The following is a 23,605-nucleotide window of genomic DNA, read 5'->3' on the forward strand; positions in this document are numbered from 1 at the left end:
CGGCCCCTCGCGGAGGGACAGGCCCGTGACCTCGGCAGGTGCGGCGAGCGTCACATCCGGCGCAACCGCTGGGCGATACGCGCCACATCGGCCTCGGCGCCGGCCGCGACATCGATGACCAGCTCGTACGCGGCGTCCTGGTCGACGCTCCCGAGATCCACTCCGTTCACGGCGAGGAAGGTCGCGGCGGCGAGCCAGGCGGTGCGCTTGTTCCCGTCGACGAGGGGGTGGTTGATCGCGATCCCGTGCAGCAGCGCGGCGGCCTGCTCGTACAGGTCCTCGTAGGCCGGGGTCCCGAACATGCGGGCCCTCGGCCGGTGCACTGCCGACTCCAGCAGTCCGGGGGCGCGCAGCTCCACCTGCTGCCCGTTGGCCAGGCAGGCCGGGCCGGCCAGGTCGGTGACCTCGGCCAGGGTGAGGTGGCGGACGGTGCTCATGCGCCGAGCCTCTCCAGGAGGGCGGCGTGCCGCTCGGCCAGCCGCCGGGCCTGCCCTGCGACGGCCTCGCGCTCGGCGCGCAGCCGATCGCGCACTGCGGCCAGGGCGTACTCCTCGGGGGTGTGGCCGGTCGCGTCGGCCAGGTCGGCGAGCTCCGCGCACTCGGCGTCGGAGAGGTGGATGATCAGCTCGGTCACGCGCCCGACCCTACGGGCTGCCGGGTCCCGGGTCAGGCGATTTCCACGGAGCGGGGCGGGAACGCGCCTCGGGGTCGGGCGGGCGCACATGAGCGGGCGCCGGGACCGCCGGGGCGAGGCCGGACGCGCGGGGCCGGACGGTCGGCTCGGGCAAGACCAGACGGGCGGATCGCGCGGAGCCGGACGGGCAGCTCGGGCGGATCGGGCGGGGCCGGACGGGCAGCTCGGGCGGATCGGGCGGGGTCGGGCGGGCTCAGGGCTTCGCGGGGTTGACGGTCGGCGGGTCCAGCCGGGTCGCGACCCAGGCTCCCACCAGCGCCACGCAAGCCATCGGCAGGAACACCACCACGAAGGCGGCGGGGTGCGCGGACCCGCCCGCGCCCTCCGACACACCGTGGCCGGCCCCCACCGCGCCCCCGCCCAGCACGGCGAACGCGGCGCCGCCGGCCGCGAGCAGCACCACGTTGGCCAGCGCGTCGGAGATCTGCAGCGCGGCGGAATTGGCCCCGGCCTCCTCCGGCGCGGACAGCTCCAGCAGCAGCACGCTCGTCGACCCGATCACCAGCCCCATCCCGAGGCACCCCACCGCCCAGGCCAGCGCCAGCGTCCACACCGGCACCGACTGGATCAGCACCGCCGGCGCGGCCGCGATGGCGACGGCGACGAACACCATCCCCAGCACCATCAGCCGCTCCCGGTACGGCGCCATCCGCCCCTTGGACTGCAACCACGAGCCGCCCGCCCACGTCAGCCCGCCCGCCGCGAGCGAGAACCCGGCCAGCGTCGGACTCAGCCCCCGCTGGGTGACCAGCATCAGCGGCACGAAGCTCTCCGCCGCGATGAACGACCCCGCGGCCACGCCGCGCAGCAGCACTACCGAAGGCAACCCGCGCCGCGCCAGGTACGTCCCGCGCGGCAGCAGCCCCCGTACGGCGGGCACCAGCAGCGCCGCACCCGCGACGGCCGGCAGCAGCGACAGCCACCGCAGGTCTTGGGCGGCGTACTGGAGCAGCCCCGCCCCGAACGAGATCCCGAAGGCCAGCCGGATCCGCCGCCGGTCGAATGCCGCGGGCGGCGCGCCCGTGTCCACCGGCCCCGACGCGGTCCGCCGTATCGCGGGCAGCGCGACGACGAGCGGCACGACCACCAGGCCCGGTATCCCGAGGAACACCCAGCGCCAGCCGAGGTGCTCGGTCACGGTCCCCGCGGCCAGCGGCCCGACGATGGACGGCACCACCCAACTCGCGGCGAAGGCGGCCATGATCGCGGGCCGCAGCCGCTCCTCGTACGCGCGGCTGACCACGACGTACAGCGCGACGATGACGAGCCCGCCCCCGAACCCCTGCACGGCCCGCCCCAGGACGAACACCCACATGTCCCCGGCGGTCCCGGCGCACACCAGCCCGGCGGCGAAGGCCCCGATCCCGACGGTCAGCGGCCGCAACGGCCCCTGCCGGTCGGCCCACTGCCCGGACAACACCATGCCGAAGAGGCTGGTGGTGAAGTACGCGGAGAAGGCGAAGGCGTAGAGCGCGATCCCGTCCAGCTCCCGGGCGGCAACGGGCATGGCGGTGCCCACGGCGGTCGCCTCGAACGCGATGAGGAAGATGACGGAGATGATCCCGATGCTGAGCGTCCGGTACGCGGACCCCAGGATCCCGTCCTGCGGCTGGGGCGGAACGGGCACACTGCGCTGTGGCACGCGGGGCTCAAGGGCACTCATCGCCCCAGGGTAAGGCCCGTGGCCCGGTTGCACCCCTGTCAATTCGACGGATCCCGCACTCGTCCGCGAGTCCTAGGCCCCGAGAACTGTGAACGCGGCATGGCAGTCACATTGCACCCCGGCCACCCCCCTTCCAACCCCCCGCCCCCGCCCGTACGGTCATGCCATCACCACCCCACAGCCGTGTGCCCGAGTGGTTGAGGGACTCGCCTGCAAAGCGAGGCACGCGGGTTCAATTCCCGCCACGGCTTCTGAAGGGAAGGCCGCTCAGACCCCGTCTGAGCGGCCTTCCCTTCATGGCGTGGTCTTGGCGGCCTTCTGCTTGACGACCAACACGGCCGGCAGACCACCGTTGTCCCTGCACCCCAGCTCCCGGCTCATCGCGAGAGCAGCGGAGTGCGCGATGGCAAGGTTGGCTTCCCGCAGGGACGGCTCGTCCCCTTTGGACCCGGACGAGAGACTGACACCCACCTTGACCGGCACCGCGGTGTCGGGTCCGGCGAGGCGAGTGCCAGCGCAATCGAAGAACAGGTGAGCCTGGTCGGAGAGGACGAGGGCGTTTCGGCCCAGTTCGTACTCCCAGTAGAAACCCTTTCCCTGCTCGCTCCCCTCTCCCGTCCGCTGCGATTCGTGCTGGATCTCGAACGACACCGACAGACGTCGCCTGTTCGTCGTGTCGAACGGCACCGCCTCGCAGACCGTGCCGCCCTTGGAGGCGCCGATCGCGGCATAGCCGCCGGACAGGTGCTCTGCCACCGCCACCACGCTCTCAACGGCACCCTTGCGCGGCGGATCGAATTCGGAGGCTCCGGTGAGCAGCTCGACCCCGCGTGCGGCGCCCGTGTTCAAGAGGCCGTCACGGCACACCTCGGCTGCGGAGAGGCGGACCGGTTGACCGTCCTGTTCGTCCCCGCCGCATCCGACCACGAGAACGGCTGCCACCGTCGTCCCCAGCGCTACACCGGCACGCCGCGCCCGTTGCCGCCCCGAACTTGCGCGCCGCCCCTTCACTCGCCGGGCTTCTTCGTCTGGGACTCGTTGCCGGTGTGCCGCTCAAGGCCCCAGCCCGTGTTGTAGCCGGTCATCGACGACTGCCTCAGGACCTCGTCCAGCGGGTCGTCGTCGCTGACCGGGTGCCGCTCCAGGAAGTGGTCCACGGGCCCTCGGGACTGACGTTCGCCTTCTTGGTACACGCTCGCCTTGTCGTCGTGGGCCTTGCCTTCGATCTTGTCCTTCTTGCGCTCCGACTCCGCGTCCGACCAATCGCTGACGAGCCCACTCGCGGCCTGCTCCAGCACCCCGCTTCCGGTGTCGACGGCGAGCGGCACGATCACGGCGGCTGCACCCGCCGCCAGGGCGGTGGCCGGCAGGAACGCGACACCGGCCGCGATTCCCGCGGTGGTGCCGAACTCGATCCAGCCCGAGCGCTTCTCCAGGGCTCGGTCGTAGTCCTTGAGCCACTTCTCCGCGTCGGCATCGATCTGTTTGCCGCGGGACTCGTCCAGGATCCCCTGGAACTCCCCGCCCGCTCGCGCCGCCTCCATCAGGCCGCTCTGGTTGAGCTTTCCGTCCGCGCCCACCTGGCTCTCCAGCACGGAGGCCTGAAAGATCGACTCCGCGCGCGACATCGTGAGCCAGGAATCGGGATGCTGGCCCAGGCTGCTGAGGAATTTACGGGCCTGCTCCTGATCGAACAGCGCATGGCCGTCGGCAGCCCGCACGAAGACGCTCTTGGAGTTGTTGCCGTTCAGAGCCCCGTTCAGGTCATCGATGTAACCGGCCCCCATGCGCCCGAGACTGTCCGCCATCGACTCCTGGTTCTTCAGCAGCGCCGCATCGCCACCGTATTTGGAGACGACCTCCTGCATGATGCGCGAAGAGACGTCGTCGCGTTCCAGCCTGGGCGCCGGGTCGTCCCAGGCGTGGCCCAAGGTCGCCGCTTCCAGGGCGTGGCCCAGGGCGTCCGGCATGTACTGCTGGACCTTCTTCAGGTCGTCCGGGTTCGTGCCCTCCATGTCGATGGTGAAGTCGTACTTCGCGTTGCCGAAGAAGTCGAGGTAGCCCTTGATCGGCTTCTTGTCCGCGCCCTTGCCCAGATCGGCCGCCCCGGACTTCTCCGTGCCGTCCTGGTTGTACGCGTGCGGCGACCGTTCGGGGTCGAAGAACTGCTGGGCCGCCTCCGGGCTGTGGCCCAGGGCCTCCAGGAAGCTGACCACCGGGTCGTAGCCGGCGCCGTTGGTCCCCGAGGGGTTGAAGAGGTTCTTGCCGTAGCCGTTCAGCTGCCGCGTCCCGTTGAAGAAGTCCGGGTCCTTGGCGTGGATCTGCGTGGCGTGCTCGGCGATGGGGACCAGGAACTTCGGGTCGTAGTTCCCGTACCGCATGATGCCGCCGAGCAGCTGGTACCCGTACGGCGGGTTCTGGTCGTACCTGGCGAGCGGGATGTGCTGCGTGCCCAGCTTGCGCAGGTCCTGCGCGAAGCTGTCGGGCAGGTGCGGCTCGTTCTTCGAGTTCGTGGCCGTGGCCAGGTTGAGGCCCAGGTTCTTCTGGAGCTCCTGGACGTCCTTGAGGCGCTGTTCGTCGAGCTTCGAGTAGTCGTAGGTGTCGGTGGCCATGTACCCGAAGAACTGGAGCGCGCCCTTGGGTCCGAGGGCCGTGTAGAAGTCCTTGGAGAATTCTGGGACCTTGGCGTTGTCCGCCAGCAGCTCGTTGAGCTCGACGAGTTCGGCGTGCGTCAGGTCACGCCCCTTCTTGGCCAGGTCTGCGGCACGGCCGGCCTGCTCCGTGACGAGGCTCGCGTACGTGGGCCCGCTGAAGTCGTGGCCGTCGGTGACGTTCGCGGCCAGCGTGCGGGCCAGCGACTGGTCGACGTCGTCGCAGTTGTCGACGATGTCGTCGATCTTCTTCTGCCACAGCCCGCGGTTCTCCCGGATGGACTGCTGGTAGTCCGGATCGTGGCGGGCCGCGTTGCGGTCGGCCTCGGTGGCGAGCGGGGTGGCGGTGACCTTGCCGTCGGCACCGACCTGGAAGCCGGCCGCCGGCGCCTCCTCGGTCGCGATCTTCTGCAGTTGCTCCTTGGAGGCCTTGAAGACGGCGAGTCCCTCGGTCAGGGCCGTGTGGACGCCCTTGGCCTCCTTCGCCGCGTCCTCGAACTCCTTGGCCGTCTTGTCGACGAACCCTCGCGCCACACCGGCGGTGACGCCGCTCCACCGGGCCTTGTCGGACTTCGCCTTCATCCCGTTGCGGGCCGACTCGGCGAGTTCGTCGAGCTTGTCGGCCATCGCCTTCCAGTCGGTGACGGCCGTCTGGAGCTTGTCGACGGGGGCGTTGAGCACGTTCTCGTACGTCAGCATCGTGGGCGCCTACTTCAAGTACGTGTCGATGGCGGAGGCCGTGAAGTCGGCGTGGAGCTGCTGTTCCTCCTTGGCGTGGGAGGAGAGCGAGTAGTTGAGACCGTTGGAGATGGTCGCGCAGGCGGCCACCAGCGTCTTCACCTGGCTCTCCCACGTGGCGTTGACCTTGGCCAGCGCAGCACCCCCGGCGAAGCCCTCCTTGGTGAGCGCACCGGCCGCCTCGGCCGAAGCCGTCGCGGCGTGCTTGCCGTCGGTCAGGAGGCGGGTGTGCAACTTGTAGGCCTCGGAGCCGATGGCGCCGATGTGGTCCTGGTTGATCTCAAGATCGCCGCTCCCGCCGCTCCCGCCGCCACCGCCCCCGCCCGGGTCGGCGGGTACGTGATCGAGTCGCATCGAGACGTTGGCCGCGGCGGTGGCTCGCGCGGTGGACCATTCCTCGTCGAACGACATCGCGTGCTTTTCTCCTTGTGTCACATCAGCGTCTAACACGTTGAACTGCGGCTGTGGTTACGGCCCCGGCGACGAGGAGGCAGGCTCCCATCCCGAGGACGGCCCAGGGAAGGAGCCGGCCGCCGATTGTCTTGTTCTGCGCGTGAGCGGCGTACGCCGGAGCGAGCGCGGCGGACGCGCCCGCCACCTCGGCGGCCGCGAGGTCGGGGAGTGGGTAGACGTCCGCGGGACCGGGGTCTCCGGGGGCGTTGCGGCCTCCGGACGCGTCGGGGCCGGGGGCATCGGGGCCTCCGGGTGCGTCGGGGGCGAGGAGGGCGGTGCGGGGGCGTACGACGCCGTAGCCGACGTGGTCGTCGCGCTCACCCCCGTCGGGCTTGCCGGCGGTGTTCAGCAGCACCCGCAGGACCTGGTTGCCGGTCCAGTCGGGGTGGGCGGACCAGATCAGGGCGGCCGACGCGGAGGCGAGGGCGGTGGCGTCGCTGGTGCCGTGGTGACTGCAGAAGCTCGCGCCGGAGTCAGCCTCGTCGGCGCAGCTGGTGACGATGTCGACACCGGGGGCTGCCAGGTCGACCTGCGGGCCGTGCTGGGACTCCTCGGTCGCTGCATCGTCCGCGCCGACGGCCGAGACGCCGACCACTCCGGGCGAGCCGGAGGGGTACATGACCTCGTTGGGTCCCTCCCCGTCGTTGCCGACCGAGGAGAAGATCAACTTGCCCTTGTCCAGGGCGTACCTGACGGCGGCGTCGAGCTCCCCGCTCTCGCCCGGCCCGCCGAAGGAGATGTTCAGGACCTTGGCGTCCGAGTCCGCCGCGAAGCGGATCGCCTCGGCTATCGACTGGTGGAGGCGGAGGTTCCCGCCGCCCTCGGAGACGCGCAACGGAAGGATCTTGGCCCCGGGAGCCAGCCCGAACGCCCCGTCGCCGGACGGGCGCTTGCCCGTACCGGCGATCAGGGCGGCGATACCGGTGCCGTGATCGCCGTAGTCGGTGCGCTCGTCGCCGTCGTAGCCGTGGGAGAAGTCCTTGCCCCGGACCACCTGGCCGTCGAGCTCGGGGATCCGGCCGACGCCGGTGTCTATGACGGCGACGGTGACGCCTCGACCGGTGCTGATCTGCCAGATGTCGTCGGCGTGCATGGCACCGAGATGCCACTGCTCCGGCCGAGCCGACCGGGCCTGGGCGGCCGGAGCCGCGCCGACCCCGGCCAGCAGCAGGCCCACCAGGGCCGAGGTCGTCCGGCGCATCCGCATCGGGTGACGTTAGGCGTTCCTGCGCCGAACGACAACAGCGACGACGGCCCCGCCGTCCGCGTGGGCCGGGATCGCGGCGACCCTGGCCAGGAGGAGACCCACCAGGGCCGAGGTCGCCTTACGCATGCGCACGCGTGTCGTCAGCGGTTCCTGCGACGGACGAGCACCGCGGTCACGGCTCCACCGATCAGCACGCAGGCACCCAGCCCGAGGGCAAGCCAGGGAAGGCTGCCGCCCTCGCTCTTCTTCGCCTCGGCATTGGGCGCGCTGGACTCGGGCTTTTTGCTGTTGGTCGACGGAGCGGGCGAGTTCTTCGCGTCTGCCGCTGCCAGGTCGGGGAGCGGGAAGACATCCGCCGGACCGGGGTCGCCGGGGGTCGGCACTGCGATCCGGGGGCGCACCACGCCATAGCCGACGTAGTCGTTCCGCGGACCGTCATCGGGCTTGCCGGCCGTGTTCAGCAGAACTCGGAGGACCTGGTTGTTGGTCCAGTCGGGGTGCGCGGACCAGAGCAGGGCCGCCGAGGCGGAGGCGAGGGCGGTGGCGTCACTGGTGCCGTGGCTGTTGCAGAGCCCTGTGCCACCATCACATCCTGTCAGGATATTTATGCCCGGCGCAGACATATCAACATATGCATGGTGCTGCGACTCATTAGTCGCAGCACCATCAGCATCAACAGCGCCGACACCCACCACACCCGGCGTCGCAGCCGGATAGTAGATGTCACCGTTCCCGTCATTGCCAACGGCGGCGAAGATGAGCTTCCCCTTACCAAGGGCATACTTGACCGAATTGGTGAGATTCTCGCTCTTGTTAGAGCCTGCCATCGAAATGTTGAGGATTTTTGCATCCGAGTCAGCCGCAAAGCGGATCGCTTCACTCATAGCCCGAAACGGCGTGCCGCCATCGCCGCCAATATCGATCCTGAGAGGCAAAATCTTTGCGCCCGGAGCCAGCCCAAAGGCGCTGTCCACACCCCGGGGCCCCTTCCCATTCCCTGCGATGATCGCAGCCATGGTCGTGCCGTGGTGACCGTAGTCCGTACGTTCATCGCCTTCATAGCTGGGCGCCGCGAAGTTCTTGCCTGGGAGGACTTGGCCATCAAGTTCGGGAATCCGGCCAACACCTGTGTCGATCACCGCGACGGTGACCCCTTTTCCAGTGCTGATCTTCCAGATGTCGTCGGCCTTCATGGCGTCGAGATGCCACTGCTTGGACCGAACCGTCTCCGCGTGGGCCGGGGTCGCGGCGACCCCGGCCAGCAGGAGGCCGACCAGGGCCGCGGTCGCCTTACGCCTGTGCATCCCGTGCAATGTCCGTTCTGCTCAGTCGATCACCGGCGGAACAACGCGATCGTTGCTCTGCCAGGTCTCTTCGTCTTCTGCCAGGTAGTCAGGGCGCTCCCCACCCTGCTGGTCACGCCGGTTGCCGGGAGCGTGGACACCCGCACCTGCATGCCCCATGGTCCCGCGGGCCGAACCGGCTCCGGAACCATTGCGCACGAGGCCCGAGCCACCCTGTGTGAACGGCTGGCTTCCCGTGGTAGGACGACCGATCGGGGCGGATTGACGGCCACCGACGACACCGCCGGGCTCCATGGCCAGCCGGCGCCCCATGCCGGAACCGCCGCCCTGGCCAGCGTGCGGGCCGCCCCCGCCGCCGGGGTGCATTCCGCTACCCATGCCCCGGCCGAGTGCCTGCTGGCCGCCTTCCTGGCCGATGACCGTGCCACGCGGGATACCAGCGGTCGGTCCATTGGTGGTCACCGGGCGACCACCCATGATCCCGGTGTCGCGCGGGAGAAGGCCTCCGGGGCCACCAGCCTTACTGAGGGGAGGAGTCGCGACCTGGAACTTGCCGCCGGGTCCGCCACCGGACGGGATCGGCGTACCAATGGGCGGGAGAGTGATGGGCGCAACGGGGCCGAGCCCGGGGCCGCCACTCGGTCCCGGGCCGGGGGTCGGAACGTTGGGCAGACCCGTGACCGGAGGAAGCGTCTTATCGGGAAGCGTCGCAACGTGGTCGAGGTCCACGTCTACATTCCGGTCTGGCAGGCTGGGAACCAGTGCGGGACCGGTCGTCGGGAGCGGCGCGCCGTCCGGGTGGCGAGTCGTTACCTGGCCGAGCTCGTTCGAGGAACCGCCGGGCGGTGTCGATGGCACATACGAACTCCCACCAGAACCTGAGCTTCCTCCAGAACCCCCAGAAGAACGCTCTACATAGACGTCGCTGCCCTTTGCGCCGTCCGGCTCAAACGCCCCCGGCGGCGGCGGGAACGTCGGGATTTCTGCCTTGCCCATCTGGGTCGTCGACTGGTCGTACGAGCCCGCAAGCTTCGTCAGGGCGTCGACGGCTTTCTGATGGTCGCCGTTCAGCTTGACGCTGGCGATCTGGCCGACCTTGACCGAGTCCGGGTCGTTGTGGAAGTCCTTGGCGGCCTTCAGATCGGCGGCCGCACCCGTGTCGTAGGCCGGCATGTTCTTCTTGACCTCGACCATGGTCTGCGCGGCCTCGGTCATCCACTTGCCGCCGGCCTCGCTGTAGTCGCCCAGGCGCAGCGTCGCGCTGCCCGTCTGGCCGATCCAGGTCTCGAAGGCCGTGGCGGCTTCGCCCTCCCAGCCCTTCACCCGATGCTTCTTGAGGCTCTCGCCGATCTCCTTGATCGTCTTGGCCGCCTCCGTCAGCTGGGTACCGCGGGTCTTCACCGTTTCCGCGTCGAGGGAAGCGATCATGGCGAGCAGCTGCTGGTGCGTATAGCCCTCAAAGTCCGTTGCCATCAGATCTTGCCCTTCCCCGTCTTGCCCTGGCCCGTCGGAGTCGGCTGAGCGGCCTTCTCCTTCTCCTTTTCCTTCACCAGCGGGTCGCGATCAGGAACGTAGTCCTTCTTGGCCTGCGCGACGATGGCGCGCATCCGCGCCTCGGTCTCCGCGTCGACGCCGCCGTAGCCCTTGCCCGCCGTCAGGATCGCGATGCCCAGGGCCTCGATCTGCCCCGCCAGGCCCTTCGACAGGTTCTGCAGCTGGGTGTGCACCGTCGAGTACGTCTTGTGGAGGGCGTCCGCCTCCGCGAAGCCGTGGCCCAACACCCCGTCGGGCAGGGTGGTGTGGGCCAGCTTCTTGTCGGCCGCCTGGGATCCGTCGAGCTTGTCCAGGAGCTCGTCGACCCGGTTCTTGAAATCCTTCATCGACTCGAACTCGACCTCAAGCGCCTTCGCCTGCGCCAGGATCGCGTCCGCCACACCCGCACCGATACCGCCCAGCCCCAACAGGCCAGGCGCCGACTCCTCTGCCACGATGGCCTCCCCGACTCCCCGTCATCCCCGTGGTTACAGCGTTTCCGCTGCTTCACGGCCCCGTTCGCACCCGTTCGCACGCGCACGTACTACGTCTTACCGATCACTCTAGCGACCGGTTCCGACAGTCCCAAGCTCGGGGTTGCACGTGCAATGCGGGTCACACGGTCAAGAGTTGGGCGTCGCGACCGCTGCCGAGGGCCGGATCGGGAGCCTGTTCACCGGGCGGCCCGTCGCCGAGCGCACTGCCGAGGCTACCGCTGCCGGGGCCGTCACCACAGGGATCGCGCTGGCCGCCTTCGCGCCGAACGGGGCCACCACGTCCCGCTCTTCGACCAGTTTGACGATGCGGACCACCGGGGCGTCCAGCGCCGTCGGCAGGGCGTAGCCCGTCAGGTCCGGGTGGCGGACCAGGCCCGACACCGAGCGGAGGTTCTCCGTCAGGGCCGCGCCCACTCCCTGCGTGACGCCCGCTTCGATACGGGCTTCCAGCTGGCGGGGGTTGAGGATGCGGCCCACGTCCTGGGCCACCGCCAGTTCGACCACGCGCACCGAGCCCAGCTCGATGTCCACGTCCACCACCGCGCGGATCGCGCAGAAGGCGAGGCCGACGAACGCGTCGCCCTGGCCGTCGCCGTCCAGGGGCTCCGTCGGGTGGGGGCGGCACTGGGCCGTCGCCCAGAGTTCCTTGCCCGCCATGGCTTCGGCGACCGTCGTCGAGAACGCGCCGTCGTACGACGTGATCCGGCCGTCCTGGATCTGGAGGAGTTCCGTCGACATGCCGAGCTTGTGGGCCATCGGCTGGAGGAGTTGGGTGCGGACCATCTTCGCGGCGCGTTCGACGGCGCCTCCGGACACCCACGTGTGGCGGCCGTGCGCCGCCGAGCCCGCCGGCGGTTGGTCGGTGTCGACCGGGGCCATGACCACCTCGTCCACGCCGAGCGTCTCCTGGACGATCTGGCGGGCGAGCGTGGAGAAGCCCTGGCCGGTGTCGACGGCCGCGCAGATGATCGTCGCCGCCCCGTTGACGACCTTGACCGTCGCCGTCGAGACCTCGTCCGTGCCCTCCGCGCCGAGCATGTGGACCATGCCGACGCCGTACCCGACCCCGCGCCGTACCGCGCCGGGTTCGCCCGCGCCCTCCAGGCCGCCCGGCAGCAGCCATTCTTCCTCCGGGGCGTCCTTCGGGAGGGAGGGGAGCTCGAAGTCACGTACGGCGCGCAGCAGTTCCGCCACGGGGGCCGGGCAGGTGACGGTCTGGCCGGTGGGCAGGAGGTCGCCGGTCGCCAGCACGTTGCGCAGGCGCAGTTCCGCGCCGTCGATGCCGAGGGCGGCTGCGAGCTTGTCCATCTGGCCTTCGTACGCGGCGCAGACCTGCATCGCGCCCTCGCCCCGTACGTGGCCCGACGGCGGGTTGTTCGTACGGACAGCCCAGCCCTCGACGAAGGCGTGCGGGACGACGTACGGGCCGCAGGCGAAGGCCACCGCCGCGGCCAGGGATTCGGAGGACGAGTCGGCGTACGCGCCCGCGTCCATCAGGATCTGGGCCTCGACCTTGACGAGCCTGCCGTCCGCGTCCGCGTGGTGGCGGTAGCGCAGCAGCGTCGGGTGGCGGTGGGTGTGGCCGAGGAAGGACTCCTCGCGGGTGGCGGCCAGCTTGACCGGGTGGCCGGTCCGCAGGGCGAGCAGGCCGAGCGGCAGCTGGAAGGCGGCGTCCTCGCGGTCGGCCGTGGCGCCGGGGACACCCGTGACGACGACCCGTACCCGGTCGGGTTCGAGGCCGAAGCACGCCGCCGCCAGGTCGCGGTCCAGGTGCGGGTCGGTGGAGGCGGTGTAGATCTCCACTCCGCCGTCGGGCCGGGGCACTGCCAGCCCGGCCTCGGCGCCGATGGGCGCGGGGTCCTGGCGGCCGATCCGGTACAGGCCCTCGACGACGACCTCGCCGGTGGCCTCCGGGTCGCCGTAGCGGAGCGGGATGTGCCGGATCAGGTTGCCGTCGGGGTGCAGGGCGGGGGCGCCGAAGGACTGCTCGGGGTCCGTGACGGCGTCGAGGAGCTCGTACTCGACGGCGATCGCCGCGGCGGCGAGGCGGGCGGTGTCCGGGTGGTCGGCGGCGACGGCGGCGATGGGCTCGCCGTGGTGGCGGACGACGTCGTGGGCGAAGACCGGCCGGTCGGCGATGCGGCGGCCGTGCGTGGTCGCGCCGGGGACGTCGGCGTGGGTGACGACGGCGCGTACGCCGGGCATGGCGGCGGCTGCGGAGGTGTCGACGGAGAGGATGCGGGCGTGGGCGTGCGGGGAGCGCAGGACGGCCGCCCAGAGGAGGCCCTCGGCCCACAGGTCGGCGGCGTACGGGAAGGTGCCCTCGCTCTTGGCGCGGGTGTCGGCGGAGGGCACGGAGGCGCCGATTCCGCGCGGGACCTGCTGCTCGGCCGCCTCGGGCGCGACGGCGGCCGAGACACCCGTGGAGACCGATACCGTCGCCGTCGCCGTGGCCGCGTCGTGCCCGCTCACGCCATGCCTCCGTTGTGGTGGATCCCGCCCTCGCCGGGCGGTGCCTGGTGCGGAATACGCGCCTCCGAGCCGTTCCCTGGCCCGTGCCCGGGTTCGTGCCCGTGCCCCGGTTCGTGTCCGTTGCCGGGTCCGGCCGCAGGCGCGTCGGCCGTGGCCGTCGCCTCGCGCTCGGCGACGACCTCGCGGACGGCCTCGATGACGCCCTTGTAGCCGGAGCAGCGGCAGAGGTTCCCGCACAGGGCCTGCCGGGTCTCCAGCTCGCTGGGGGCGTGGTTGCCCTCCAGCAGGTCGTGGATGGTCATGGCCATGCCGGGCACGCAGAACCCGCACTGCACCGCGCCCGACCTGCACAACGCCTGCTGCACGTCCGAGAGTTCCCCGCCGCTGGCGAGCCCCTCCACGGTCCGTACCTCGCTGCCCGCCGCCGTCGCGGCCGGAACCAGGCAGGAGGCGACGAGCCGGCCGTCGACCTTCACGGCGCACGCCCCGCATTCGCCCTGCGAGCAGCCGTCCTTGGCGCCGGCGAGGCCGAGGCGCTCGCGCAGCACGTAGAGCAGGGACTCGCCGATCCACGCACCGGTGACGGGCCGGTCGGCGCCGTTGACGCGCAGGACGTAGGAAGCCAGCGGGTGCTCGTGATGGGCGACGGCCCCGGCAGCCGGTTCTTCTTCGTACGTCGGCACCTCGGCCGGGAAACCTTCGGCCGTTCCCGCATCCGGTGTTGTCACGGCGATGTCGGCGGTGTCCGCACCCGGCGTTCCCGCGGCCCCGGCTCCGCCCGGACCCGAACCCCGGCCCCCGACCGCCCCGGCCTCCGGAACCACCCCGGCGGCTTCGGCCGACCCGGCGGCTCCGGCGGCTCCGGTGAAGCCGCGCCCGTCGGTGTCGGCGGGCTCCGCCGTGAACCCGTGCTCACCAGTCGGCCCGGGCTCCGCCCCGGCAGGGCCGTGGCCGGGGCCATGGCCGGATGCCGTGAAACCGTGCCCGTTCGTGTCGTGCCCGGTCGTGTCGTGCCCGTTGGTGTCGTGCCCGATCACCTCGTGCCCGGTCACCCCGTGCCCGATCGTGACCCCGGGCTCCGCGAAGCCGGTGGCGCCGGGAGCACCCGCAAGGGCGTACTCCGCGGCCGCGACGGCGCTCGCTTCGCGCTCCGGCTCCACGACCGCGACCGCGTCGGCCGTCATCTCGGCAGCCGCGCCGACCGGAACCGTCCCCGGCAGCTCGGTGGCCTCCGCGCCGGGGTGCGGACGCTCGGCCGTCACCGGCGTCGCCGCCGGGCCGTGGGCGGCCTCGATGTCGTGCGGGGCCGGATGCGCCGGCTCCTCCTCCGCCTCCGGGAGGGTGCCCACGCCCGGTCCGCCCAGGACGCGCGGGCCGCGTCCGGGGCCGCCGACGCCGGGGCCGCCGAGCCGGCGCAGGCTCGCGCCCGAGGTGCCGGCGTCGCCCGCGTCGGGCCGCGCCTCGGGCAGCACGCCCGAGCTCATCACGGCATCCGGACGCGCGGCTTCGAAGTCGGGGTGGGTCGCCCAGGGGGCGGCGGCGCCGCCCGGCAGCGTCGCCGGGGCCTGGCTCCAGTCCGCGGCCGGCGCGCTGTGCCGGAACTCGCCGGTCTGCTCCTGCAGTTCCGGAAGGGTCCACTGGCCGGTGGTCACGGGCTCGGCGTCCTGCACCGCGTCCGGGAAGCGCCACTCGGCGGTCGCACCGGGATCGTGCTCACCCTCGACCGATGCCTGGGCCTGGCCCTGAGCCTGGCCCGCCACCCGGCCCGAGTCGTGTCCCGCCACCTGCACCGGAGCCTGCCCCGGATCCGCGAACGCCGCCGCCACCGACGCCGGGATCGGGATCGACGCCGGGATCGGCCCGCCGACCGGCGCGGGCGCGGCCACGGCCGCGCCTGACTCAGCCATGGCGGCCGTGGCTCCCCCGCCGTCCTGGGGCGTCGTTCCCGCGTCCGGCCACTGCACCGGAATCGTCCACGTGCCCGTCGCCGTCGGATCGGCGCTGCCGGAGCCCAGCGGCACGATCATCGGCGGCGGCACGTAGCCGTGCCCGGGCGCCGCGAGCGGCTCCCCGGTGCCGAGCGCGTCCAGCATGTCCTGCGGCAGCTTCACGAAGGCCGTCGCGTCGGAGTCGTACTCGCCGCCCTGCGGCACCGGCTCCCAGCCCCAGCCGGCTTCGGTGTGCGCCGGCCCCGCGGGACCCGCGTCCCCCGTCGTTCCGCTCACGTTCTCGTTCCCACTCATGAGGTCAGCGCCCTCCCCAGGGCCCTCCGTGCCAGCACGGCGACCGTCCGCCGCAGATGCAGTACCCCGGGAGCCACCGGTTCGCCCTGGTCGGGGACGCAGGCGGCCGCGACGTACTCGCCGAACGCCTCCAGTGCCTCGGGGGCGAGCGTCCGCCCCCCGTCCCAGTCGATGAGCGAGGCCACCCATTGCTCGGCCTCCAGCGGCCGCAGCGGCATCGGGGCGACCGCGCCGATCGCACAGCGGACACCCCGGCGCGCGGGATCCAGTACGAGCCCCACGGACGCCACGGCGCGCCCCGGCCCCGTACGCCCCGTGGCCTTCAGGAAGACCTGCGGCGCGTGCAGCAGCGGCACCCGTACGAATCCGATCAGCTCGCCGGGCCGCAGCATCTCGCGGCCGGCCAGCAGGTACGAGACCGGGATCTCCCGTCGTGACCCGCCGGGGCCGTGGACGACGAGGATCGCCTCCAGCGCGGCCAGTACGGGCAGCGCGTCGCCCGTCGGCGCGGCGGTGGCGATGTTGCCGCCGAGGGTGCCGGCGTTGCGGATCTGCGGGGGTCCGGCGGCGCGTGCGGCCGCGGCCAGTGCGGGGATCAGAGCGGCGAAATCCGGCCGCCCCATCCGCGCGTGGGTGAGCCCGGCGCCGAGCAGGGCGTGCCCGTCCTGGTACTGCCAGCCGCGGATCTCGTTGATCCGGCCCAGGCCCACCAGCGCGGCGGGCCGCAGCTGCCCGGCGTTGACGGAGGCCATGAGGTCGGTGCCGCCGGCGACGGGCACGGCGGCGGGCATGGCGGCGAGAGCCGCCACGGCCTCGTCGAGCGAGGCCGGCAGCGTCACGGACTGCGCCGCCTGCGGCCCCTGAGATGAATGCAGTGCATGCGGTGCGTGCGTGGTCAACCCAGCTGCCCCTTCCCGATGTCCCGGTCCCGGCGCTCACGCCTGTCCGCCGTACGGTACGTCCTCACCGCCGGGACGTGGCAACTCTGGCACATCTTCCCCACCGCCCGGCGCGAGGGTCCCGCGGGCGCCCCCTGGAGCTTCCGGCCGTCCGGTTTCACCCGTATCCACCGAAACAGCCGGATCCAAGAGTTTCGCCCAATAAGCCGAAATCGAGCAAGAGTTCCCGGCACCCCCCAAGAACGAAGGACGTCCCGGAACGGTCCGGGGTTCCGAAGAAGTCCGAAGGATTCCGATCGGGGACGAACAGTCCGAAAGAGTCGCGCCGCCATCGGGCCGGAGCGTGCGGACGGGTTCCGGCCACACCGGCCACGCCGGCCGCGCGGTCACACCCCGACCACACCCCGACCACACCCCGGTCGCACCCCGTTCACCACCCGCTCACCACGCCGGTCCGCCCCACCCACCTCACACGTTCGGGGGCTCCCCCTCGATCGGACGGCCGAGCACCCCGGGCCGCCGCTGCCACGGCAACGGCCCGCCCGGCGGCCGGTAGTCGACACCCAGTACGTCAAGCCGCCGGTAGTGCCCGCCCATCCGGGCCTCGAAGCCCGCGTAGTCCCGTTCGTCCGGGTCGGGCAGCGGCGACCACACCACCTCCGCGAAGGCCGCCAGCCGCGGGAACACCTGGTAGTCGACCCGGCTCTGGTTCTCCATCACCTCGGTCCACACGTTGGCCTGCGCGCCCAGTACGCGGGCCGCCGCCTCCGCGGACAGCTTCGGCGGCACCGGCTCGAAGCGGTACACGTCCTCCAGCGAGCGCACGTACCCGATCGGCACCGGCTCCTCCGGGCCGCCCGCCTGACGGTGGTCCAGGTACACCCGCTGCTCCGGGCACATCACGACGTCGTGCCCGGCCTCGGCGGCGGCGATCCCGCCCGCGTACCCGCGCCAAGAGGACACCGCAGCGCCCGGCGCGAGCCCGCCCTCCAGGATCTCGTCCCACCCGATCAGCCGTCGCCCGCGCTCGGCGAGCCAGCCGTCGAAGTGCCGGATGAACCAGGACTGGAGCCCGTCCTCCCCGTCCACCGCCAGCTCCCGGATCCGCTCCTGTGCGGCCGCCGAGGCGCGCCACTGCTCCTTGGGGCACTCGTCGCCGCCCACGTGCACGAAGGGCGAGACGTCCGAGGGGAACAGCTCCAGCAGCTCCTCGAAGACCCCCTCGTAGAAGCGCAGTACGGCCTCGGTCGGCGCGAGCACGTTCTCGTTGATGCCCCAGTCGTCCCACACCTCCAGCGCGGCGGTGTCCACGACGTCGGTGTTGCCCAGTTCCGGGTACGCGGCGATCGCGGCCTGCGAATGCCCCGGCACGTCGATCTCCGGGACCACCCGGACGTGCCGCTCGGCGGCGTACGCGACGATCTCGCGGATGTCGTCCTGCGTGTAGAAGCCGCCGTGCGGGGTCTCGTTCCACAGCGGCGACGCCCGGTGCCCCCACCGGCTGCGCGGCCGCCACGCGCCGACACCGGTGAGCCGCGGGTGGCGTTTGATCTCGACCCGCCAGCCCTGGTCGTCCGTCAGGTGCAGGTGCAGCACGTTGAGCTTGTGCGCGGCCAGCAGGTCGATGTACCGCAGCACCCCGTCCTTCGGCATGAAGTGCCGGGCCACGTCGAGCATCATGCCGCGCCAGCCGAAGCGGGGGCCGTCCTGGACGCCTCCGATCGGCAGCCGCCAGCCGCGGCCCGGCGCGGTCGGGGCGCGGCGGTAGGCCTCGGGGCCGAGCAGCTGGCGCAGCGTCTGCGCGGCGTAGAAGAGGCCCGCCGGGTCAGCGCCTTCGAGCAGCAGCCCCCGCTGTGCGACGTGCAGCTCGTACGACTCCGCACCGACGCTGCGGGCCAGCTCGGGGCGGAGCACCAGCCGGATCACCGCGCGCCCGCCGTACGCCTCGCCCGGGGCCGGCGCGGGCAGCTCCCAGCCGGTCGCGCCGCCGAGCTCACGGCGCAGCCAGCGGGCGGTGCCCTCGGTGCCGGGGCCGACGTCGAGCAGCGGATCGTCCAGCAGGCACTCGCCTGCGTCGCGGGCGAATCGCGCGTACCGCGGTTCCGGAATCAACTCGGGCATGGCCTCGACCCCTCCACCGTCCAGCCGTTGCAGCATGCGCAACGCACGTTTCACGTGGCGCGCCCGGCGCCCGTGCGGCCGACCCTAGCCCTCGCCCCTCGCACGGCAAAGGCCCCCGGACGCGCACCAGCGCATCCGAGGGCCTTTCGGGTCCTTCGGGGTCCTCGGTCCTGCCGGGAACGGGCCGGACGGACGGGCAGGACCGGACGCAACGGCAGGACCGGACTACTTGTCCTTGCCGCCCTTGTCCTTGTCCCCGCCGGGACCCATGGACTCGTAGATCTCCTTACACATGGGGCAGACCGGGTACTTCTTCGGGTCCCGGCCCGGTACCCACACCTTGCCGCAGAGCGCGACGACGGGGGTGCCGCCGAGCGCGCTCTCCATGATCTTGTCCTTCTGGACGTAGTGGGCGAAGCGCTCGTGGTCGCCGTCGCCGTGGGACACCTGCGGCGTCGGCTCTACGAGGGTCCCCGTACCAGTCCCGCGCTCGGGCTCAAGAGTGCTCATAAAAGCCAGGGTACCGACCCGTGCGCGGGTCAGTTGAGCGACGGGTCGTCCGGATACGTGGCGACCATCGCGAGCTCGTTGCGCTGGCGGCGCAGCACCGCCCGCCACAGTCGTTCGGGATCGGGGAACGACACGTCCCCCGGCTCCGACTCCACGACGTACCAGGCGCCGTCGCCGAGCTCGATCTCCAGCTGGCCCGGACCCCAGCCCGAGTACCCGGCGAAGATCCGCAGCGAGCCGAGAGCCGCGGCCAGCAGCTCCGGCGGGGTCTCCAGGTCGACCAGTCCGATCGCCCCGTACACGCGGCGCCATCCGAGTGGCCCCTCCTCGCCCGGAATGACCGCCACGCCGAGCGCCGAGTCCAGCCCCACCGGGCCGCCCTGGAAGACGACCCCGGGATCGCCGGCCAGGGTCGCCCAGGGCAGCAGGACGTCGCCGACGCCGACGGGGGTGGGCCGGTTCAGGACCACGCCGAGGGAGCCCTGCTCGTCGTGGTCGAGCAGGAGCACCACCGCGCGGTCGAAGTTCGGATCCGCGAGGGCGGGGGTGGCCACGAGCAGCCGCCCTGTGAGGGAGGACACCTCGGTCATGCCGACATGATCCCCCACATTCGCCCTTCAGGGGGAGCGGGCGGGGCCAACGGATCGCACGCAGCTCAGGGCGCACCGCAGCAGGAAGGAGCGCGCGGCACCTCCGCGGGCGGAATGCAACACTCCGCCATGAGGTGGGCACTGTGGGTGTTGTGGCTAATTCATGACAGTCCTACGGCCGCGTCAGCCTTACGAACAAGGGGGTCGTGCCCCTTACCCTTTTCCCTGGCCCCCTGCCCACCCTCCTCTGGCCTCGCCGGGGGAGCCCCTCTCCGGAACGCGAGATTCATGACCGGCACAGACAGAGACGACGTACTGCTTGTCCATGGCGGTACCCCGCTTGAGGGCGAGATCCGTGTCCGCGGTGCGAAGAACCTCGTGCCCAAGGCCATGGTCGCCGCTCTGCTCGGCAGCGGACCCAGTCGGCTCCGCAACGTTCCCGACATCCGCGACGTCCGGGTCGTGCGCGGGCTGCTCCAGCTGCACGGGGTGACCGTCCGCCCCGGCGAGGAGCCGGGCGAGCTCGTGCTCGACCCGACCCACGTCGAGAGCGCGAACGTCGCCGACATCGACGCGCACGCGGGTTCGTCGCGCATCCCGATCCTGTTCTGCGGGCCGCTGCTGCACCGCCTCGGCCACGCCTTCATCCCGGGTCTCGGCGGCTGCGACATCGGCGGCCGGCCGATCGACTTCCACTTCGACGTGCTCCGCCAGTTCGGCGCGACCATCGAGAAGCGCGAGGGCGGCCAGTACCTGGAGGCCCCGCAGCGCCTCCGCGGCTGCAAGATCCGCCTGCCCTACCCCTCGGTCGGCTCGACCGAACAGGTGCTGCTGACGGCCGTTCTGGCCGAGGGCGTCACCGAGCTCAGCAACGCCGCGGTGGAGCCGGAGATCGAGGACCTCATCTGCGTACTGCAGAAGATGGGCGCCATCATCTCCATGGACACCGACCGGACCATCCGGATCACCGGTGTCGACCGCCTCGGCGGCTACAACCACAAGGCGCTCCCGGACCGCCTGGAGGCCGCCTCCTGGGCTTCCGCGGCGCTGGCGACCGGCGGCAACATCTACGTCCGCGGGGCGCAGCAGCGCTCGATGATGACCTTCCTGAACACGTACCGGAAGGTCGGCGGCGCCTTCGAGATCGACGACGAGGGCATCCGCTTCTGGCACCCGGGCGGTCCGCTCAACGCGATCGCGCTCGAAACGGACGTGCACCCCGGCTTCCAGACGGACTGGCAGCAGCCGCTGGTGGTGGCCCTGACGCAGGCCGCGGGCCTCTCGATCGTCCACGAGACGGTCTACGAGTCCCGCCTGGGATTCACCTCGGCCCTCAACCAGATGGGTGCACACATCCAGCTGTACCGGGAGTGCCTGGGCGGCAGCGCCTGCCGGTTCGGGCAGCGCAACTTCCTGCACTCGGCGGTCGTCTCCGGCCCGACCAAGCTGCAGGGCGCCGACCTGGTCATCCCCGACCTGCGCGGTGGATTCTCGTACCTGATCGCGGCGCTGGCGGCCGAGGGCACCTCGCGGGTCCACGGAATCGACCTCATCAACCGCGGCTACGAGAACTTCATGGAGAAGCTCGTGGAGCTGGGAGCGAAGGTCGAACTCCCGGGCGGCGACCTCGTCTGAGGCACCGGTGAGGCGGGCGCACCCGAGGGAGCGCCCGCCGAACCCCGCGCGGTCCGCGGTGCGGTCCGGTCCCGCGCAGTCCCGTGCAGTACCCGTCAAGGCCCTGCAAGGGGCCCTGGACAGGCCGAAGGGCGGCCACCCACCCGGGTGGCCGCCCTTCGGCGTTCGCTGCGTACTGCTGCCGTCCCGAGGGCCAGTGCGGCCCTCGGCACAAGGGCGGACTACTTGCCCTTGGCGGCTTCCTTGAGCTTGGAGCCCGCGGAGACCTTCACGCTGAAGCCGGCCGGGATCTGGATGGGGTCGCCGGTCTGCGGGTTGCGCGCGGTGCGAGCGGCACGGTGGGTGCGCTCGAAGGTCAGGAAGCCGGGGATGGTGACCTTCTCGTCGCCCTTGGCGACAATCTCGCCGACGGTCTCGGCGAGCGCGGCCAGAACGGCGTCGGCGTCCTTGCGGGTCACCTCGGCGCGCTCGGACAGAGCGGCCACCAGCTCACTGCGGTTCATGTTGTACTCCCGTGTTCAACTTGCCTTAGAGGCGTGAGATCGAAGCCGATGCTGCCAGGGCCCTCGGACAGTCCCCGGACCCGGGTCTGAACGTCAGACCCTCTCGCCCGGTTACGCATCCTGCCCCCACCAGCGGCGGGAAAGCCAATCCGGCACCCGCCAGGGTCACACGAAAAGCGCCACAGTCACGCCGCGGTGACGCTCCGTCCGCACTTGGTGGATGCGGACCGCGGACCTCGCGGGCATCCCCGCAACCCTAGAGGCGGCCCGCCGGGCCCGCATCTCGCGACGCGCCGGGACGGGCGAGCCGTGAGGGCCGTCACAGCGGCCGCCGGCCCCGTGCCCGACCGGGTGCGGGGCCCGGCGCCGGCCCCGTGCGGGACACCGCGCCGGACCCCGCGACGGACGGGCTCCGTGGACGACTGCGCGTCAGATCGCCGACGCGGCCTTGCGGACGGCGCCGGCGACCGCACCGGCCACCTTGTCGTTGAAGACCGACGGGATGATGTAGTTGGCGTTGAGCTCGTCCTCGCCGACGACGTCCGCCAGCGCACTCGCGGCGGCCAGCATCATGTCCGTGTTCACCGTGCGGGACTGGGCGTCCAGCAGGCCGCGGAAGACACCCGGGAAGACCAGCACGTTGTTGATCTGGTTCGGGAAGTCGGAGCGGCCGGTGGCCACGACGGCGGCGGTCTGACGGGCGACGGCCGGGTCCACCTCGGGGTCCGGGTTCGCGAGCGCGAACACGATCGCGCCTTCCGCCATGGCCGCGACGTCCTCACCGGACAGGACGTTGGGGGCCGAGACGCCGACGAACACGTCGGCGCCGACCACGGCCTCCTTCAGAGTGCCCGTGTAGCCCTCGGGGTTGGTGTTGTCGGCGATCCAGCGCAGCGGCGAATCGACGGCGGCGTCGACCAGGTCGGGGCGGCCCGCGTGCACGACACCGTGGATATCGGCGCTGACGACGTTCTTGACGCCGGCCGCGAGGAGCAGCTTCAAGATGGCCGTGCCGGCCGCGCCGGCGCCCGACATGACGACCTTCACGTCGCCAACTGCCTTGCCCACCACGCGAAGTGCGTTGGTGAGGGCGGCGAGGACGACGATGGCGGTGCCGTGCTGGTCGTCGTGGAAGACGGGGATGTCGAGGGCCTCGCGCAGCCGGGCCTCGATCTCGAAGCAGCGCGGCGCGGAGATGTCCTCAAGGTTGATGCCGGCGAAGCCCGGGGCGATCGCACGGACGATCTCGACGATTTTGTCGGTGTCCTGGGTGTCCAGGCAGATCGGCCACGCGTCGATGCCCGCGAAGCGCTTGAAGAGGGCCGCCTTGCCCTCCATGACGGGCAGCGCGGCCATCGGGCCGATGTTGCCGAGGCCCAGTACGGCGGAGCCGTCCGTCACGACTGCGACGGAGTTGCGCTTGATGGTGAGGCGGCGCGCGTCCTCGGGGTTCTCGGCGATGGCCATGCACACGCGGGCGACGCCCGGGGTGTAGATCATCGAGAGGTCGTCGCGGTTGCGGATGGGGTGCTTGGACGCCATCTCGATCTTGCCGCCGAGGTGCATCAGGAAGGTTCGGTCGGAGACCTTGCCGAGGCTGACGCCCTCGATCCCCCGGAGCTTGCCGACGATCTCGTCGGCGTGCGCGGTGGAGGTCGCGGCGATGGTGACGTCGATGCGGAGCTTCTCGTGGCCGGAGGCGGTCACGTCGAGGCCGGTGACCGACCCCCCGGAAGACTCCACGGCGGTGGTGAGCTGGGAGACCGCGGTTCCGCTCGCGGGCACTTCCAAGCGGACCGTCATCGAGTACGAGACGCTGGGCGCCGTTGCCATGGCCGTGTTCCTCTTCTGTCCCTGGTTTTTTGTACACACAGGGCCCGGCTGCACGGCAG

Annotated in this window: 19 protein-coding genes and 1 tRNA gene; 2 read left to right on the forward strand and 18 right to left on the reverse strand. The window is 71.6% G+C overall.

What is annotated here, in order from left to right; translation table 11 throughout:
• Positions 1-50: 50 nt before the first annotated feature.
• The 3 genes from OG974_RS17515 to OG974_RS17525 form a co-directional block, all read right to left on the reverse strand.
• The gene (locus tag OG974_RS17515) at positions 51-437 is read right to left on the reverse strand and encodes a type II toxin-antitoxin system death-on-curing family toxin (RefSeq protein ID WP_327283639.1); all 387 of its coding nucleotides are present in this window, start codon (positions 435-437) and stop codon (positions 51-53) included.
• Positions 434-634 carry a hypothetical protein gene (locus OG974_RS17520; RefSeq protein ID WP_327283640.1) on the reverse strand — a complete coding sequence of 67 codons (201 nt, stop codon included), beginning with the start codon at positions 632-634 and terminating at the stop codon, positions 434-436. The genes OG974_RS17515 and OG974_RS17520 overlap by 4 nt, the downstream gene beginning before the upstream one ends.
• Positions 635-887: 253 nt before the next feature.
• Positions 888-2,357 carry an MFS transporter gene (locus tag OG974_RS17525; RefSeq protein WP_327283641.1) on the reverse strand — a complete coding sequence of 490 codons (1,470 nt, stop codon included), beginning with the start codon at positions 2,355-2,357 and terminating at the stop codon, positions 888-890.
• Positions 2,358-2,536: 179 nt separating this feature from the next.
• On the opposite strand from OG974_RS17525, the gene OG974_RS17530 reads away from it, so the two are divergent.
• Positions 2,537-2,608, forward strand: a tRNA-Cys gene (locus OG974_RS17530).
• A 43-nt stretch (positions 2,609-2,651) separates the two neighbouring features.
• Here OG974_RS17530 and OG974_RS17535 read toward each other — a convergent pair.
• The 13 genes from OG974_RS17535 to OG974_RS17595 all read right to left on the reverse strand — a co-directional run bounded on the left by OG974_RS17535 (position 2,652) and on the right by OG974_RS17595 (position 19,575).
• Positions 2,652-3,299 carry a hypothetical protein gene (locus OG974_RS17535; protein WP_328762897.1) on the reverse strand — a complete coding sequence of 216 codons (648 nt, stop codon included), beginning with the start codon at positions 3,297-3,299 and terminating at the stop codon, positions 2,652-2,654.
• Positions 3,300-3,364: 65 nt separating this feature from the next.
• On the reverse strand, positions 3,365-5,707 hold the full coding sequence (locus OG974_RS17540; RefSeq protein WP_371643671.1) for a hypothetical protein: 2,343 nt from the start codon (positions 5,705-5,707) through the stop codon (positions 3,365-3,367).
• 9 nt (positions 5,708-5,716) lie between these two features.
• Complete coding sequence (locus OG974_RS17545) at positions 5,717-6,157, reverse strand: hypothetical protein (protein WP_371643673.1); 441 nt, start codon at positions 6,155-6,157, stop codon at positions 5,717-5,719.
• Between the two features lie 25 nt (positions 6,158-6,182).
• Entirely contained in the window at positions 6,183-7,406 is a 1,224-nt protein-coding gene (gene mycP, locus OG974_RS17550) for a type VII secretion-associated serine protease mycosin (protein ID WP_371643675.1), read from the reverse strand.
• 140 nt (positions 7,407-7,546) lie between these two features.
• Positions 7,547-8,710, reverse strand: coding sequence for a type VII secretion-associated serine protease mycosin (gene mycP, locus OG974_RS17555; protein WP_371643677.1), 1,164 nt, complete (start codon positions 8,708-8,710; stop codon positions 7,547-7,549).
• Between the two features lie 21 nt (positions 8,711-8,731).
• On the reverse strand, positions 8,732-10,183 hold the full coding sequence (locus OG974_RS17560; RefSeq protein ID WP_371643678.1) for a WXG100 family type VII secretion target: 1,452 nt from the start codon (positions 10,181-10,183) through the stop codon (positions 8,732-8,734).
• Complete coding sequence (locus tag OG974_RS17565; protein ID WP_327283649.1) at positions 10,183-10,698, reverse strand: DUF2563 family protein; 516 nt, start codon at positions 10,696-10,698, stop codon at positions 10,183-10,185. Before OG974_RS17565 ends, OG974_RS17560 begins: the two co-directional genes overlap by 1 nt.
• Positions 10,699-10,866: 168 nt before the next feature.
• Positions 10,867-13,212 (reverse strand): xanthine dehydrogenase family protein molybdopterin-binding subunit, encoded by a 2,346-nt coding sequence (locus tag OG974_RS17570; protein WP_371643681.1) that lies wholly within the window; start codon positions 13,210-13,212, stop codon positions 10,867-10,869.
• Positions 13,209-15,437 carry a 2Fe-2S iron-sulfur cluster-binding protein gene (locus OG974_RS17575; protein ID WP_371643683.1) on the reverse strand — a complete coding sequence of 743 codons (2,229 nt, stop codon included), beginning with the start codon at positions 15,435-15,437 and terminating at the stop codon, positions 13,209-13,211. Before OG974_RS17575 ends, OG974_RS17570 begins: the two co-directional genes overlap by 4 nt.
• A 14-nt stretch (positions 15,438-15,451) precedes the next feature.
• The gene (locus tag OG974_RS17580) at positions 15,452-16,354 is read right to left on the reverse strand and encodes an FAD binding domain-containing protein (protein ID WP_329313640.1); all 903 of its coding nucleotides are present in this window, start codon (positions 16,352-16,354) and stop codon (positions 15,452-15,454) included.
• 468 nt (positions 16,355-16,822) lie between these two features.
• On the reverse strand, positions 16,823-18,475 hold the full coding sequence (locus tag OG974_RS17585; RefSeq protein WP_371643685.1) for a beta-N-acetylhexosaminidase: 1,653 nt from the start codon (positions 18,473-18,475) through the stop codon (positions 16,823-16,825).
• 225 nt (positions 18,476-18,700) lie between these two features.
• Complete coding sequence (locus tag OG974_RS17590; RefSeq protein ID WP_030161320.1) at positions 18,701-18,985, reverse strand: DUF3039 domain-containing protein; 285 nt, start codon at positions 18,983-18,985, stop codon at positions 18,701-18,703.
• A gap of 29 nt (positions 18,986-19,014) precedes the next feature.
• Entirely contained in the window at positions 19,015-19,575 is a 561-nt protein-coding gene (locus OG974_RS17595) for a YqgE/AlgH family protein (protein ID WP_327283652.1), read from the reverse strand.
• Positions 19,576-19,863: 288 nt separating this feature from the next.
• Here OG974_RS17595 and murA point away from each other — a divergent pair, with 288 nt between their 5' ends.
• Positions 19,864-21,210 (forward strand): UDP-N-acetylglucosamine 1-carboxyvinyltransferase, encoded by a 1,347-nt coding sequence (gene murA / locus OG974_RS17600; protein WP_327283653.1) that lies wholly within the window; start codon positions 19,864-19,866, stop codon positions 21,208-21,210.
• A gap of 221 nt (positions 21,211-21,431) precedes the next feature.
• Here murA and OG974_RS17605 read toward each other — a convergent pair whose 3' ends face one another.
• Together OG974_RS17605 and OG974_RS17610 are read right to left on the reverse strand one after the other, a co-directional pair.
• Positions 21,432-21,713 carry an HU family DNA-binding protein gene (locus OG974_RS17605; RefSeq protein WP_030161324.1) on the reverse strand — a complete coding sequence of 94 codons (282 nt, stop codon included), beginning with the start codon at positions 21,711-21,713 and terminating at the stop codon, positions 21,432-21,434.
• A 429-nt stretch (positions 21,714-22,142) separates the two neighbouring features.
• On the reverse strand, positions 22,143-23,546 hold the full coding sequence (locus OG974_RS17610) for an NAD-dependent malic enzyme (RefSeq protein WP_327283654.1): 1,404 nt from the start codon (positions 23,544-23,546) through the stop codon (positions 22,143-22,145).
• Positions 23,547-23,605: the final 59 nt, after the last annotated feature.

This window comes from Streptomyces sp. NBC_00597 (genome assembly GCF_041431095.1).
GTDB lineage: Bacteria > Actinomycetota > Actinomycetes > Streptomycetales > Streptomycetaceae > Streptomyces.